Origin of the sequence: Mucilaginibacter sp. McL0603 (assembly GCF_049992945.1) — a bacterium.
Classification (GTDB): Bacteria; Bacteroidota; Bacteroidia; order Sphingobacteriales; family Sphingobacteriaceae; genus Mucilaginibacter.
This window is the reverse complement of the sequence record NZ_CP188251.1, coordinates 2,960,636-2,976,477: the sequence shown is the minus strand read 5'-3', so window position 1 is coordinate 2,976,477 and position 15,842 is coordinate 2,960,636. Positions and strand designations below refer to the sequence as shown.

Genomic DNA, 15,842 nt, shown 5'->3' with positions numbered 1-15,842 from the left:
AATAGATTCAGAAATAAGTAAGCAGACAGCTTAACAGGCAGTATTCGGCGGCTTGCCGGGAGACTCAATATAAGGGTTACTTAAATGAGATAAAAAGGAGTTAGAATTCCCTTTAACCAGATTTGCTAATGGCACATAATCGCATTGCACAATTTGGTAAACATGGTCGTATCCCAGATCAGATTTTTTAGCGAATGAATTGCTGACGCCTTTTTTACTCAAAGGCACATCGTTAATATTTTTAGCCATGATAATGTTGGCCTTAACAAGGTTTGCTTTAACCTTATTAGCCAGGCATATCAGGTACATAGTATCTTTTGTCATTTTCAAGCGCACATAGTTATAGTACGCATCGTTCAGCTGTATCTGACCTTGTATGTTGGCATACTCTGTCCAGTCGTCAATAGTTGGCATGTGAACAGGAATTTTCAATTCCACCAATTTCACATTATCAACTTTGTTATCATACAACTGCTTAACTATCTGAACATCAGATTTATGAATGAAGTATTGAAAAACCAGCATATACCCGCCTAAATAAAATAGGTGAACTGCAAGGAGTAATATGGCTGCAATTTTTTTCAAGAAAATGGTTTAATCAGTGGTTATATAGGGGTGAAAGTATAAAATATTTGTTACAAAGCAAAAAAAAGTTAAGTTTTCCGTTGTTGGTTTGATTGAGTTAAACGGCAATATTCTATTCTCGATTCAATCAAGCATTCAAAACAACTCCAACTGATCTGGATGATCGGTCTTTTTCTGTTTGAGTGTAATTTCGCCGAAATTAGATAGCGTTACCCCTAAAAGCCTGATTCTTTTACCTTCCGGTTCCGTAGCTAAAAGCAAATTTTTAGCTGTTTGAGATATGACCCCGAAATCGCCCACAGGGTCTGTTACCGAATAATTGCGGGTAATCTGTTTAAAATCACCATATTTTATTTTCAGGGTGATTGTACGGCCTTTAAGCTGATATTGCTGCAGGCGATTAGCAACGGTCTGAGATAGCTTATCCAGTTCGATATTCATTTCATCGATCTCTGTCAGATCATAAGGAAAAGTATCCTCTGCTCCTATGGACTTCGTTTCTCGATTAGGCTGTACTTCCCGATTGTCTATTCCCCGGGCAATCTGGTAATAAAAGCGACCTGCTTTACCAAAATGCTTTACCATTTCATCTTCGGGTAATTGTTTAAGGTCAGCACCAGTAAACAAGCCCATTTTTTTCATTTTCTCAGCAGTCACTTTTCCCACGCCAAAAAACTTTTCTACTGCCAGCTTTTCCATAAAGGATTCAATAGAAGATGGGCCTATAAAAGTTAAACCATCCGGCTTATTCATATCCGAGGCGATCTTAGCTACAAACTTATTAATAGATACACCGGCTGAAGCTGTTAATTGCAACTCATCCTTAATGGCTTGTTTGATCAGTTTGGCGATGTCTATAGCCGAGCCAATATTTTGCTTATCCTGTGTTACATCCAAATAAGCTTCATCTAATGAAAGCGGTTCGATAAGATCAGTATAACGCCTGAATATCTCCCTAATCTTTTGTGACACTTCCTTGTATGCTGCAAAACGCGGTCGAACGAATATCACTTCGGGACAAAGCTGCAGCGCCTTTTTTGATGGCATAGCCGAACGCACCCCAAACTTGCGCGCCTCATAACTTGCAGTAGCAACTACCCCACCCCTGCCTTCCGGTGAGCCACCTACAGCAATCGCCTTTCCTCTCAGTTCTGGATTATCCCGCTGCTCAACAGACGCATAAAAAGCATCCATATCGATGTGGATGATCTTGCGGTGATGGGTAGTGTTTTTGGCATTTTCCATACATATAAGATGATAATCTTGACATGATTATCCAAGACTATTTATGAAATCCAAAAAGCTTTTATTCTTGAGAACAGCATCATCTTTTGACATACCTATAAAAGGTATGTCGTAGACATTACCCGAATCCTTTTCTATTGCATATGCGGTGCCACCACCATCAGAACCGAAAATAAAAAAACCAGGTGCAAATAATTCAACGTTGTATTTTTTATTTAAATCTATAATATCTCTTATAGGCCATAAGACGATATAATCTTGACTCTTATTTATTTCAGAACCATTTGCTTTTCTAAAAAAATCAATGAAATTATCTGGTAATTTAAAATCTATATGATTTAAAAAGGCACTTATTTCATTTTCAGTTGGTGGATTGTTGTTATGCATTTCAGCCATATTTATTATTAAGAAACTAAAACTTCAGAATATTTTTTTAACTCCAATCAAAATTCACTACTCTCCCATTTAATTTCCATTTCTCCGGTCTCGGGTTACTCATCCAATCTAAAGGCTCACCTGTTGGTTGTACTTTCGCTGCTTTAGCAAAGCATTCTTTAATAAATGTCTTTTGCTCCGATCCCAAAGCATCTGGTTGGGGTGATATAAATAAAGGCGTTCCGCTTTCGGCAAGTAATTGCATCCATTGCTTGTTGCGTTTCCAGGATATATCAGGGGTTACTCCTACGCAATCGCCATCAGTTGCATAAAAGGCATTATGCTGCGCAATCCTGAAGCCTAAAGTATTCACACCCATCTTGCGTGTGCGGTCCCACTCTTTGCCGCTGGTATCATCTCCAATACGGTTCATCTCAAATACCCCTGCAGATAAATGACTCATGGTATTACATCCTATAATATACATATCACCCGCTGTTTCGCGGATAGCATTATATAATTGATTGATGATCTCAGCAGTAGAATGACTATTATCATTAAACCGCCAACCTGGTGTCGTCAAGGAGTCTGTCATCTGGATGCCCCATTTACCCATGATATCATAAGTAGTATAATCATGCTTCACCAATTTGTAGCCCCATTTTTTATAGGTATCGATATTATATTTAATGCGTGCAATATTTTCTTCAATGGTTGGGTCGAGGATGGGCTGTTTGGGATCATCGCGTCCGGGAATAGGCGGTAAAAGCAAACTGGCCTTATCATCATGTTTGGCGCATAATGGTCTTGTCCATAAACCCGGCTGCATACCAAGCTTTTTGATATCCTCAGCCATTTGATGCATATCTTTAAATTTATCGTTCGGCTTAGAGAAATCATCCATAAAACCACCATCACCCGGCAGTAAAGGTGAGTAAGTTGCCCAACCCGCATCGATCACTGAAAAAGGACGATTATCAGTATTAGGTGCCAGGTCAGTCATTAATGCGGTAATTTCTTTGATCAGCTTAACCGAATTATTTCCATAGGCAAAATACCAGTCGTTTATACCATACACCGGCTTTTTAGACAGACGCGGATTTGGACACATCAATCTACAAAAACGTTGTGTGGTGGTAAATGGTGTTTCACCATCGTTGCTTTTAGTGGTAATGATATCCGCCGCATGCAATTTACGCTGCCCCAATTGAACGCCAACCCCACCAGATTGTGTATCCATAGTTAGCTCAAGGCTATCTGGTTTTACTGTCCACCAGCAAATGGTATTGCAACCTGTCTTAACGCCAAAACATGCTGATTGCTTTCCATCATGTAATATCACATACCATGGATTTTTAACATCAGCATCCGGGCTTTTCCATGCCAGATCACCGTATGATCGCTCCCAATGATCGCCTAAAATTTTTGTAGACTGGGCTACTCCATAATTCCATTTTAAGCGGACAGCATTTAACTCTACCCCGGGTGATTGAACGTATGTTGACAAAGCATCACTATTCTGTTTAAGGCTAACTTCTATCCCGTTGCTGCTATATGTTGAACCCGAAAGCTTTAAATGAACCCAATCTTTACCCGATTGTGCCCACACCTCATCTGGCAAGTTAATTATGGGTGCAAACCCTTCTGCTAAAGAAGTTATCCTGCTAAATAATATTCCTGCAGTAGTTGCAGCTGATATTTTTACAAAATGGCGTCTGTTCATAGGTTGATAAACTAAAATAATTGGTTGGGGTGAAAATAGCAATTCGCAAATAACTATAATGGCGGTTTTAAATAAGATCATAAAAAGAATGTCCATAATACACCATTAAATTATTTAACAAGCTATTGATGGCGCAATTGATCTTTTATTATATTGCAATACAAAAGTCTTCCCCGGACTTTACCAGTTACACTTTTACCAATTTTTAACCTTTAACATATAGACTATGTCCTCTGATCGCAGAAAATTTATAAAACAATTAGGTAGCACCATTATCCTTACTTCGGCTGGACTTACCACTTTAGCCGCACAGGAAGAACACGAGAGAAGGATTTTACAAGCTGAAAAAAGGATCACTCCGAATGATAAAATACGTATTGCAACCATAGGAATGGGTATTATGGGTTACAACGACACCTATGCTGCACTGCAATCCCCCGGAATTGAACTGGCAGCCTGTTGCGATCTGTACAAAGGCCGATTAGATAGAGCAAAAGAACTTTATGGTCCCAGTGTTTTTACTACTGGAGATTATCGCGAAATATTAAATCGTAAAGACATAGATGCTGTGATCATTGCCACCAGCGATAACTGGCATAGCCGTATTGCAACCGAAGCCATGCGCAACGGAAAGGCTGTCTACAGCGAGAAACCAATGGTGCATTATATCAGCGAAGGTTTAGACGAGATCAGAACGCAAAAGGAAACTAAGGCCATTTTCCAGGTAGGCAGTCAGCGCATAAGCAGCATTGCTTTCCAGAAGGCTAAAGAAATGTTCCAGGCAGGGGCTATAGGTAAGATCAATACCATACAGGCATCATTTAACCGGCAAAATGCGCTGGGTGCATGGCAATACACTATTCCATTGGATGCCTCACCGCAAACTGTGGATTGGGAAAGGTTCCAGGCTACTGAAAAAATAAAGCATCCTTATGAAAGTAACCGCTTTTTCCGCTGGAGAAATTACCGTGAATACGGTACAGGTGTAGCAGGAGACTTGTTTGTACATCTTTTAACCGGCATTAACTACCTTACCAACTCAAAAGGGCCTGATAAAATATTCTCTATTGCAGATCTTACCTATTGGAAAGATGGCCGTAACGTACCAGATGTAATGACGGCTGTTATACACTATCCCGAAACGCAGGAACATCCTGCATTCCAGGTATCATTGCAGGTTAATTTTATAAGCGGCGAAGGTGAAAGAACCTCTACCAGGGTTATCGGATCTGAAGGTGTTATTGATCTTTCTGGTGAAGGTGATGGTTTTACCATCCATAAAAATAAAATGGCTGTAGCTCCCGGCATAGGTGGCTGGGATTCTCTATTAACCTACCCCGGAAGTATGCAAAAGGCGCTGATGGATGATTATAATAAAAAATATTCAGCTGCAGATCAGCAAGTACCTAAACTTGACCCGGTAACCTATATGGCGCCAGAGGGCTATAATGCATCCAATGAGCATTTCGCTAATTTCTTTGATTCAATGCGCACTGGCAAGGCTGTTGTAGAAGACGCAGAATTTGGTTTCAGAGCGGCTGCACCCGCACTTGCCTGCAATGACAGCTATTTCCAAAACAAAACCATTCATTGGGATCCTATAAATATGAAGATATTATAGATTCCATACAGTCAAAAATTGCATAATAATTAAAAAAATACAGTACTAATTTGAACGATTCAATTATTATTAATAGTATTTAACAGCAAGAAAATGTTGATAAATAAATTAATTGGTTGATTATTAATTCACTAAATTTGAATTACAATATATAATTAATAGTTTTCTACCTTTATTAATTTATCCTAAACTTAATCCAATGTGCAAACTGGTATTAATTGATGATGAACCTATTTTCCATAAAATAGTTCAGATGACCATTAAGAACAGCACCTTGTCAAACCAGGCGACTTATTCTTTTGATGGGGAAGTTGTACTTGATTACCTTGAAGAGAAAAAATCAGATTCAGAATCACTTCCTGATTATATTTTTGTCGATCTATATATGCCAATGTTCGATGGCTGGGATTTTTTAAACCGCTTCCAGGGTATTTATCAATCATTGAAAAAAAATATTAATATTTATATCGTTTCTTCTTCTATTGATCCCGTAGATATTAACCGTTCAAAATCATATCCTTTCGCTACAACCTTTATTTCAAAGCCTGTAATGAAAGATATTTTTGATAGCATCAGTTACGCTAATTAATTATTCCAGGTAATACTCTTCTCCTGAAATTACGGGACTTAAATTGGCTATTTCTTCATCAGTAAATAACCTCGACCGTATAATAAATCGCAGGCCGAGCGGAATTTCTAATGAAAAGCTCGATCCCCGTCCCGGTACAATATCCATGGTCAGTTTAGTATGTTGCCAGTATTCAAACTGGTCACTGCTCATAAAAAAGCCACATCCATCTACATCTCCCAAATAAACGTCGTTTGAGCCGACTTTAAACTCACCCTTCTCAAAGCACATTGGTTGCGATCCATCACAACAACCACCGCTTTGATGAAACATTAACTCGCCATGCTCTTTACGCAATTGCCTGATCAAATTGATTGCTTCAGGGGTTGCCGAAATTCTTTCTGCTGATGCCATAAATATTTAAGTAAAAAGCATCATGACAATAAATGCCATGATGCTTTGCATTAATCATTCAACTATTAAAAAAAGCCCAGCTTCTTTTTATCATAAGAGATCAGCATATTTTTGTTCTGGCGGTAATGGTTCAACATCATTTTGTGTGTTTCGCGCCCAAAACCTGATTTTTTATATCCGCCAAATGGTGCATGTGCAGGATAAGCATGGTAGCAATTCACCCAGACACGACCGGCTTGTATAGCTCTTGGTAACTGATACAACTCGTGTGCATCCCTCGTCCAGACACCTGCACCCAAACCATAAAGCGAGTCATTAGCAATTTCAATGGCTTCTTCTGTTGATTTGAACGTAGTTACGCATACAACCGGCCCGAATATCTCTTCCTGGAATACACGCATTTTATTATGACCTTTCAAAACAGTAGGTTGTATATAATAACCCTCTGTTAAGCCATCGATATATTTTTTAGCTCCGCCTGTTAATACTTCGGCACCTTCTTCTTTACCTATTTCGATATAAGAAAGGATCTTTTCATACTGATCCTGTGAGGCCTGTGCACCCATCATGGTTGTTGGGTCTAGCGGATGGCCCATTTTGATACTTTCAACACGCTCGATCACTCTTTCAATAAAACGGTCATAGATAGATTCATGTACCAGCAAACGGGATGGACAAGTACAAACTTCGCCCTGGTTCAGTGCAAACATTACTGCACCTTCCAGGCATTTGTCAAAGAATTCATCGTCGGCATCCATTACGCTTGGCATAAATATATTAGGCGATTTACCGCCGAGTTCCATTGTAACCGGATTCAGGTTTTCGGATGCATATTGCATAATAAGGCGCCCGGTGGTAGTCTCTCCTGTAAATGCAACTTTGGCAACCCTCGGCGAACTTGCTAAAGGTTTGCCTGCTTCAGGCCCGAACCCGGTGACAATGTTTACTACCCCTGCAGGCAAAACATCTTTTATCAGATCCATCAATATTAATATACCTACCGGCGTCTGTTCGGCCGGTTTCATTACTACGGTACAGCCTGCAGCTAAGGCAGGAGCCAGTTTCCAGGTAGCCATTAACAACGGGAAGTTCCACGGTATGATCTGGCCTACTACCCCAATCGGCTCATGTATGTTTAAAGATACTGTATTAGAATCCAGTTCGCTTACCGTGCTTTCCTCGCTCCTGATCACACCAGCATAATACCTAAAATGATCAATAGCCAATGGCAGGTCGGCTGCCTTGGTTTCACGGATAGGTTTACCGTTATCTACAGTTTCTATCGCAGCCAAATAATCCAGGTTTTCTTCCATTATGGCGGCGATCTTCAGCAATACATTACTCCGCTCCGTTGGTGATGTATGCGACCAGGTTTCAAATGCCTTGTGTGCCGCATCCAATGCAAGTTCAATATCTTCCTTACCCGACCGTGGGATCTTGGTAAAAGATTGCCCATCAATCGGCGAAATGTTTTCAAAATATTGCCCTTTAATAGGTGCTCTCCATTCGCCGCCTATAAAATTATCATAATGATCTTTAAACGCTGGTTTTGCTACCAGGTGTTGTTCTGCTAATTGGGTTTCCATAAGTTGTAGATTATTTTAGTAATTGGTTTTTTATAAAATTAAGCATGCAGGCATCCACCATTTATGCAGTATCCTATCAGTTTTATGTATTAAAATATTAATGTTAGAATATCGTTTTATTCTTATATTTATTACAACCAATTTACCTTACCGATTCAGGCGTTATCAACTAATTATTGCTAATTAAACAATTATGCAGCATAATTTTAAACCCGGTTTGTTGCCTTTAAAAGCCGAAAAAGATTTACGCACACTGGTTGAAAACCGGTCGGTTTACACCATGCAGCATTGTGAGCTAAACGTTTATGAAACCAGGCAGCAATCCGAAAAAGTAAGATTAGTTTTTGATGATATGGTGCTGACTACCATGTTGCGCGGTAAAAAGATAATGCACTTGTTTGGCTCCGAACAATTTGATTATTTACCAGGCGAATCTGTTATTGTACCTGATCATGAAGAAATGGTGATCGATTTCCCGGAAGCTAATCAGGAGAACCCTACGCAATGCATTGCCCTGGCAGTTCAGGCTGATATTTTACAGGATACATTAAATCTGCTTAATGAAAAATATCCGAAGGTTGAAAAAGATGATAGCTGGAAAATCGATCTATCCTGCTTTCATTTACAAAACACATTAGAGATCAAAACAACTATTGATCGCTTGTTGAGCATCAGCACTGAAAACAATGCAGCCAAAGATGTACTGGTAGATTTCACCTTGAAAGAACTACTCATCAGACTAATGCAAACACAGGCCAGGAAACTGATATTAGATAGTTATCATAAAAACACCAGTACCAACCGTTTTGCTTTTGTGGTTGAATACATCAAATCACATATTCACGAAGATATCACCATTGATAAGCTTAGTAACCTTTGCTACATGAGCAAACCCAACTTTTTCAGGTGCTTTAAACGAGAGTTTGATATAAGTCCGGTTGATTTTATTATACAGGAACGGATAAAAGCAGCTAAAAAATTACTCAAAGACATGAATGTTACCATCAGCCAGGCTTGTTATTCTGTCGGGATCAACAATCTCAGTTATTTCTTTAAGCTATTTAAACGGGTTGAGGGAATAACCCCCAACGAGTTCAGAAAAAGTTTGAACTAAAATTTAGATCAAAGGGGTAAAATCAATGTTTACTCCCCAGATCCTTTCCATGCTTTTCACGACTGGCTTCATTCTCTGCGCGAGATTCGGCAATATCGTATTCCAGTTCAGCGTCAATATTACTTTCCTCAACCCTTTTTGCCTTTTCCAGCAACTCGTCGTGGTGGTCTTGAAGCCATTGAAGCTGTTTTTTGCCGTAGGATAAGCGTGTGAACAGTACAAATAATACCGGAACAATGAAAATAGATATAGTTGACGAGGCTATCATTCCACCCAAAACGGCAATACCAATAGTATTCCTGGACTCTGCGCCGGCACCCGTGGCAAACACCAGCGGCAACACGCCGAAGATGAAGGACATGGATGTCATAATGATCGGCCGGAAACGCAGGCGTACTGCTTCGATGGTCGATTCCAGCAGCGGTTCTCCACGGTCAACACGTAATTTGGCAAATTCAACAATAAGAATGGCGTTTTTTGCCGATAAACCAATCAGTGTGATAAGACCGATCTGGGCATATACATTATTGGTAATGGTTGGGGCCATCGTTAAAGCTATTATCGCACCGAACGCGCTTATCGGTACTGCCAGCAGCACAGAGAAAGGTACCGACCAGCTTTCATATAATGCAGCCAGGAAGAGGAACACAAAAATGATGGAGAACAGGAATATATAAATGGTAATATTCCCCGCCTTGATCTCTTCGTAGCTTAGGCCGGAAAATTCATAAGTGTAACCACGCGGGAGTACTTTGGCCGCAATTTGCTTAAGCGCATCTAATGACTGGCCGCTGCTGTAACCCGGCGGAATAGAGCCGTCTACCTCAGCCGACCGGAATATGTTAAAATGAGATATCGATGTTGCTGTTGCATCTGCCTTGTAAGTTATCAGGGTGCTTAACGGCAACATATTTCCGCTGTGGTTGCGCACATAATATCTGTTAATATTAGTGATTAGTGCACGATAAGCAGTGTCGGCTTCAATAACAGCATGATAAGTTCGGTTGTATAAAGTAAAATTATTTACAAACAAACTGCCCATAAAGGCTTGCATAGTAGAAAATACATCGGAGATGTTTACGCCCAGCTTTTCGCATTTTTCACGGTCGACAGTAACGGTATAGCTTGGCGTATGAGCCGTAAACGAGCTAAATGCGGTTGAAGTTGCCGGCGTTTTTTTGGCAACAGCGACAAACTTCTGAATATTTTTTTCAAACGCATGAATATCATCCGTTGAGTTTCCCTGTTCTATTTGCATTGAAAAACCAGCCGCTATCCCGATACCCCTTATTGGCGGCGGTTGAATAGCTACAACGGTAGCATTTTTTATACCAGCCTTTGCTACCCGCTTTTTAATATTGTCCATGATGCCCTGCACTGTGGTTTGTGGGGTTGTGCGCTGGTCCCAAGGGGTTAACATACAAAACATGGTGCCGCTGTTATTACCGCCGCCGCCAAGTATATTGAAACCCGATGAACCCACAAAGTGCAATATGCCCGGCGTTGAGCCCACTATCTTCATCAGCTTTGCCAGCACAACGTTGGAGGCTGTGGTTGAAGATGCGTCAGGCATGGTGTAGGTTACAAACAGTCGTCCGCCGTCTTCCGATGGGACAAAGCCAGATGGTTTTTGCCTGAAAAGAATTAAAGCCAACACGCATATGGCTACCAAAACGCTTATAATGAGTGCAGAGCGTTTTATACTTCGCTTAACGCCATTGGCATATTTGCTGTTCAGCTTATCGAACATACGGTTGAAGCTGCCAAAGAAAATACGATCAAACCAGGCAAAAAATTTGCCAACCCAGGTGGTCGGGTTTGAACCATGATGTGAGGGCTTCAGCAAAAGTGTACAAAGGGCCGGTGTTAACGACAGCGCGATAAAGGCCGAAAAAATTACCGATATGGCTATGGTGATGGCGAATTGCTGGTAAAGCCGGCCAACAATGCCGGGGATAAACCCAACCGGAACAAATACCGAAGCCAAAATGAGTGCTATGGCAATAACAGGCGCTGAAATTTCTTTCATCGCCTGGTAAGTAGCTTCTTTAGGCGACATGTGCTGTTCGTCAATATAATGCTGCACGGCTTCCACTACAATGATGGCATCGTCGACCACTATCCCGATAGCCAGCACGAACCCAAACATAGTGAGTGTATTGATGGTAAATCCTAAAGGAATGAAAAAACAGAAAGTAGACAAAATGGATACCGGGATAGCCAATATGGGTATTATTGTAGATCGCCAGTTTTGGAGGAAAAGGAATACCACTATAGCAACCAATATCAGCGCCTTAATCAATGTACCTATAACCTCGTCCATTGACACCTTGATAATAGTAACCGATTCAAAGGGAACAACGTATTCAACATCCGACGGGAATGATTTTTTTAGTTCTGCGAGCTTTGCGTAAACATTATCGGCTGTTTGCAGCGCATTGCTTCCCGGCGATTGAAAGATCATCAATAGCGAACAACGGTTACCATCCACAAAAGAACCGCCTGAGTAAGTGAATTTGGCGAGCTCAACCCGGCCAATGTCTCTCAAATAGATCATTTTATCTGTTCCTGGGATGGTTTTTACAATCAGCTTTTCATATTGCTCGGGCTTGCTAAGCATGCTATTTACCAATATGCCGGTTTCAAAGGCCTGTTTCGGATTTTGTGGCGGCGCACCTACCGACCCTGCAGCAACGTATACGTTTTGCCCGCTAAGCGCAGTGGTTATATCCGACGGCATCAGGCTATAAGAAGCCATCTTATCAGGGTCGAGCCATATCCGCATTGCAAACTGGTCGGTGCGCGCTTGCACATCGCCTACCCCAGGTACCCTTAAAATTGCGTCCTGAATAAATGTGTTGGTATAGTTATCAAGAAAGGTAATATTATGTGTCTTTTTCGGCGAGTAAATAGCAATCAGCATCAACTGGTCGGGATTGCTGGCGCGTACGGTAGCACCCAGTTTACTTACTACTGCCGGCAAAAGAGGGGTCGCAATACCCACACGGTTTTGCACGTTAAGCGCAGCGATCTGTGGATTGGTGCCGATATTAAAGGTTACACGCAGGTTCATGTTGCCGCTGTTGCTGCTGGTGCTTTGCATGTATTCCATGCCAGGGGTACCATTCACCTGCTCCTCGATAGGGATAGCGGTGGTTTGCTCAACGGTTTGGGCATCAGCGCCGGTATAGCTGGCATTTACACTTACGCTGGGCGGCGAAATATTGGGATATTGATCAACAGCCAGGTTGAAAATGCATATCACCCCGGCTATCATCAAAACAAGGGAAATGACGATAGCAGTTACCGGCCGTTTTATGAAAGTATTAGCAATCATGATTCGATTGACTTATGCAGGTCGCGTGATTTCTGTAATTCAAATTCCAGTTCCGGGTCGATATTTTGCGCTTCAACTTTTTTCGCTTTTTCCATCAGTTCTTTGTGGTGCTTTTTCAGGTAATCTAATTTTTCCTTACCGTAAGCCGCACGGGTTATTATTACGAACAGCACTGGCACCACAAATATAGCAATTGTAGATGCCGCAAACATACCGCCCAACACGGTCATACCAATTGTACGCCGTGCTACTGCACCCGCGCCAGTTGCGAAAACTAATGGAAGCACACCTAGTATAAAGGCCATGGACGTCATAATAATAGGGCGTAAACGAAGGCTTACGGCTTCGAGCGTCGAATCAAGCAGGTCTTCGCCGCGGTCTACCCGGACTTTGGCAAACTCCACTATAAGGATGGCGTTTTTTGCCGCAAGGCCTATCAGTGTGATCAAACCGATCTGCGCATAAACGTTGTCAGTAAGAGAAGGCACCAACACTAAAGCTAAAATAGCCCCGAAAGCCCCTATCGGCACCGCAAGCAACACCGAAAACGGAACTGACCAGCTTTCATAAAGCGCAGCCAGGAACAGGAAGACGAAGGTGATGGAGAACGCGAATATGTACATAGTTACAGACCCGGCTTTCAATTCCTCATAACTTAACCCCGAAAATTCATAGGTGTAACCCTGTGGCAGTTGTTTGCTGGCCAATGCCTGTAACGCAGCGATTGCATCAGTGGAGCTGACACCGGGTGGAGATGAACCGTCTATCTCAGCCGAGCGGAAAATATTAAAGTGCGATATCAGTGGAGCTGCCTCAACCGGCTTAAAACTAATGAGGGAGCCTAAAGGTACCATTTTGTTGTTGGAGTTGCGCACATAGTACTTCTCCATATCAGATATTAACGCCCTGTAAACGGTATCGGCCTGCACTACCACGTGGAATGTACGATTATAGGTGGTGAAGTCATTGATATACAAACTGCCAGTAAAAGCTTCGATAGTTGTAAATACGTCAGAAATACTGACACCCATCTTTTCACATTTTTCTCGGTCCACTGTAAGGCTCATGTTAGGTGTGTGGGCGGTGTAAAAGCTGAAAGCCTTAGTAATTGCGGGGTTTTTATTAGCAGAATCAACAAAACGATTAACAACCCGTTCAAAATCCTGCAGGTTATCATTAGTGCTCCGCTGCTCTATCTGCATACTGAAACCTACCGTCGAGCCAACACCGGGAAGCGGCGAAGGCTGTATTACTTCAACCGAAGCATTGGTAACGCCTGCATCGGCAATACGTTTTTGCATTACCTTAATAATACCGGGCACCTTCTGATCATCGCCCGAGCGCTCGTCCCAGGGTTTCAATTGTACGTAAATAGTACCGTTGTTGGAATTAGTAGCGTTAGTTACCACGTTAAGGCCAGACAGCGCGGCATAGTGGCCAACACCGGGCGTGCCCGAAACTACCTTCATCAGTTTGGTCATGATATCAACCGACTGGGCTGTAGATGATGCCGGCGGCAGCTGGTATGTTACGTATAAATTGCCGTCGTCTTCTGAAGGAATAAAACCAGTCGGCTTGGACTTGAAGAGGAAGTAAGTGCCTACGCAAACACAAAGCAGCAGGATAACTATATACCGTGCCCCTTTTATACTGCGGCGCACACCTTCTGTGTACTTCGCTGTTACCCTGTCGAACCAGTTATTGAATTTGGTGAACCATTTGGTAAGTCCTTTATTTTTCTTGCTTTCGTCTGTCGGCTTTAACAGCATAGTACATAGTGCAGGTGTTAGCGAAAGCGCTATGAAAGCCGAGATTATTACCGAAATGGCAATGGTTATGGCAAATTGCTGATACAGCCTGCCCACAATGCCGGGAATGAACCCAACCGGTACGAATACGGCGGCAAGAATGAGCGCGATGGCTACAACCGGCGCCGAAATATCCTTCATCGCCTGGTAGGTAGCTTCTTTGGGCGACATCTTATCATGGTCGATATAATGCTGCACTGCCTCCACCACGATGATAGCATCGTCCACCACTATACCGATAGCCAGTACGAAGCCAAACATGGTTAGGGTGTTAATGGTGAAGCCAAGCGGGATAAAAAAGCAGAATGTACCGAAAATGGATACAGGTATAGCAAGGATAGGAATAAGCGTTGACCTAAAAGTTTGAAGGAAGAGGAACACCACGATAGCCACCAGACCAAGGGTCATTAATAGGGTCTGTACCACATCGGTCATCGAAACCTTTACAACGGTTACAGCTTCAAACGGAACGCTGTAAGCTACATCTGTCGGGAAGGTTTGTTTCAGCTTGGCGAGCTCTGCATAAACACCGTTAGCGGTTTCGAGCGCATTACTGCCAGGCGCCTGGTATATTTGAAGATATGATGCCCGATGACCGTCGACAAATGAGTTACTTGAAAAAGTGAATTTACCCAATTCTATGCGGGCAACATCTTTCAGGTAAACAAGTGCGCCGGTTTGAGGGTTGTTTTTTATAATGATGTTTTGAAACTCAGGGACGGTACTTAAGCGCCCGTTCACCAAAATACCAAGCTCATAAGTTTGCGTTGGCGCTTGCGGCGGCACGCCGGCGGTACCTGCTGCCACCTGTACGTTCTGGGCGTTAAGCGCGTTAATAATATCCTGCGGCTCAATACCGTTAGCAGCCATTTTTTGCGGGTTCATCCAAACACGCATACTAAAGTCGTCAGTAAACCGGCTTATTGTACCTACCCCCGGTACCCGCAACAACGCATCCTGGACAAAAATATTGGTATAGTTATCAAGGAAGGTAATGTTGTGTGAATCTTTAGGTGCATATATCGCTACCATCATCAGCATGCTGGGATTAACCGCACGCACAGTAAGGCCCAGCCGGCTGGCCGCTGAAGGCAGTAATGGCGTAGCAATACTCACGCGGTTTTGCACGTCGAGCGCAGCTACATCTATATTGGTGCCTATTTTGAAGGTTACATTAAGCTGCATAGCCCCATTATTGGTGCTGTTGCTCTGCATGTATTCCATGCCCGGCGTACCATTTACCTGTTCTTCAATAGGTGTCGCCACGGTTTGTTCCACGGTTTGGGCATCAGCGCCAATGAACTGTCCGTTCACCTGCACCACTGGTGGGGTAATGTCAGGATATTGGTCAATAGGCAACAGTAAAATACTAACCGTACCGGTAATCACCAGTACAATAGAAATTACTATTGCAGTTACTGGCCGCTTTATAAAGGTATTAGCAATCATTCTTTTTAAAATCTAAA

At 42.3% G+C, this 15,842-nt stretch carries 11 protein-coding genes; 3 read left to right on the top strand and 8 right to left on the bottom strand.

The genetic code is table 11. From position 1 onward, the window contains the following. Window positions 1-30: 30 nt before the first annotated feature. From ACPPVU_RS13820 to ACPPVU_RS13805, 4 genes are all read right to left on the bottom strand, one after another. Window positions 31-585, bottom strand: a complete 555-nt coding sequence (locus ACPPVU_RS13820) for a hypothetical protein (RefSeq protein WP_426667098.1) — start codon at window positions 583-585, stop codon at window positions 31-33. Between the two features lie 135 nt (window positions 586-720). Next, on the bottom strand, window positions 721-1,830 hold the full coding sequence (gene dinB, locus ACPPVU_RS13815; RefSeq protein ID WP_426667097.1) for a DNA polymerase IV: 1,110 nt from the start codon (window positions 1,828-1,830) through the stop codon (window positions 721-723). Window positions 1,831-1,857: 27 nt separating this feature from the next. Continuing rightward, window positions 1,858-2,226 (bottom strand): SMI1/KNR4 family protein, encoded by a 369-nt coding sequence (locus tag ACPPVU_RS13810; RefSeq protein WP_426667096.1) that lies wholly within the window; start codon window positions 2,224-2,226, stop codon window positions 1,858-1,860. Window positions 2,227-2,263: 37 nt separating this feature from the next. Further along, window positions 2,264-3,928, bottom strand: coding sequence for a hypothetical protein (locus ACPPVU_RS13805; RefSeq protein WP_426667095.1), 1,665 nt, complete (start codon window positions 3,926-3,928; stop codon window positions 2,264-2,266). A gap of 226 nt (window positions 3,929-4,154) precedes the next feature. On the opposite strand from ACPPVU_RS13805, the gene ACPPVU_RS13800 reads away from it, so the two are divergent. Together ACPPVU_RS13800 and ACPPVU_RS13795 are read left to right on the top strand one after the other, a co-directional pair. After that, entirely contained in the window at window positions 4,155-5,549 is a 1,395-nt protein-coding gene (locus ACPPVU_RS13800; protein WP_426667094.1) for a Gfo/Idh/MocA family oxidoreductase, read from the top strand. 199 nt (window positions 5,550-5,748) lie between these two features. Next, a complete protein-coding gene (locus tag ACPPVU_RS13795; RefSeq protein WP_426667093.1) occupies window positions 5,749-6,138 on the top strand; it encodes a response regulator in 390 nt (129 codons plus the stop codon). Here ACPPVU_RS13795 and ACPPVU_RS13790 read toward each other — a convergent pair whose 3' ends face one another. Together ACPPVU_RS13790 and ACPPVU_RS13785 are read right to left on the bottom strand one after the other, a co-directional pair. After that, on the bottom strand, window positions 6,139-6,531 hold the full coding sequence (locus tag ACPPVU_RS13790; RefSeq protein WP_426667092.1) for a DUF779 domain-containing protein: 393 nt from the start codon (window positions 6,529-6,531) through the stop codon (window positions 6,139-6,141). It lies immediately after the preceding gene. Between the two features lie 65 nt (window positions 6,532-6,596). After that, window positions 6,597-8,117: an aldehyde dehydrogenase family protein gene (locus ACPPVU_RS13785; protein WP_426667091.1), complete on the bottom strand. Its 1,521-nt coding sequence runs from the start codon at window positions 8,115-8,117 to the stop codon at window positions 6,597-6,599. A 193-nt stretch (window positions 8,118-8,310) separates the two neighbouring features. Between ACPPVU_RS13785 and ACPPVU_RS13780 the strand changes: the two genes are divergently transcribed. Continuing rightward, window positions 8,311-9,231, top strand: a complete 921-nt coding sequence (locus ACPPVU_RS13780) for an AraC family transcriptional regulator (RefSeq protein ID WP_426667090.1) — start codon at window positions 8,311-8,313, stop codon at window positions 9,229-9,231. A gap of 22 nt (window positions 9,232-9,253) precedes the next feature. Here the strand turns inward: ACPPVU_RS13780 and ACPPVU_RS13775 are convergent, their stop codons facing one another. After that, on the bottom strand, window positions 9,254-12,568 hold the full coding sequence (locus ACPPVU_RS13775; protein WP_426667089.1) for an efflux RND transporter permease subunit: 3,315 nt from the start codon (window positions 12,566-12,568) through the stop codon (window positions 9,254-9,256). Continuing rightward, entirely contained in the window at window positions 12,565-15,825 is a 3,261-nt protein-coding gene (locus tag ACPPVU_RS13770) for an efflux RND transporter permease subunit (RefSeq protein ID WP_426667088.1), read from the bottom strand. The genes ACPPVU_RS13775 and ACPPVU_RS13770 overlap by 4 nt, the downstream gene beginning before the upstream one ends. Between the last annotated feature and the right edge of the window lie 17 nt (window positions 15,826-15,842).

Coding starts and splice junctions, on each gene's coding strand:
- dinB (WP_426667097.1), bottom strand. CDS start 1,830: ATGGAAAATGCCAAAAACACTACCCATCACCGCAAGATCATCCACATC.
- ACPPVU_RS13810 (WP_426667096.1), bottom strand. CDS start 2,226: ATGGCTGAAATGCATAACAACAATCCACCAACTGAAAATGAAATAAGT.
- ACPPVU_RS13805 (WP_426667095.1), bottom strand. CDS start 3,928: ATGAACAGACGCCATTTTGTAAAAATATCAGCTGCAACTACTGCAGGA.
- ACPPVU_RS13800 (WP_426667094.1), top strand. CDS start 4,155: ATGTCCTCTGATCGCAGAAAATTTATAAAACAATTAGGTAGCACCATT.
- ACPPVU_RS13795 (WP_426667093.1), top strand. CDS start 5,749: ATGTGCAAACTGGTATTAATTGATGATGAACCTATTTTCCATAAAATA.
- ACPPVU_RS13790 (WP_426667092.1), bottom strand. CDS start 6,531: ATGGCATCAGCAGAAAGAATTTCGGCAACCCCTGAAGCAATCAATTTG.
- ACPPVU_RS13785 (WP_426667091.1), bottom strand. CDS start 8,117: ATGGAAACCCAATTAGCAGAACAACACCTGGTAGCAAAACCAGCGTTT.
- ACPPVU_RS13780 (WP_426667090.1), top strand. CDS start 8,311: ATGCAGCATAATTTTAAACCCGGTTTGTTGCCTTTAAAAGCCGAAAAA.
- ACPPVU_RS13775 (WP_426667089.1), bottom strand. CDS start 12,568: ATGATTGCTAATACTTTCATAAAACGGCCGGTAACTGCTATCGTCATT.
- ACPPVU_RS13770 (WP_426667088.1), bottom strand. CDS start 15,825: ATGATTGCTAATACCTTTATAAAGCGGCCAGTAACTGCAATAGTAATT.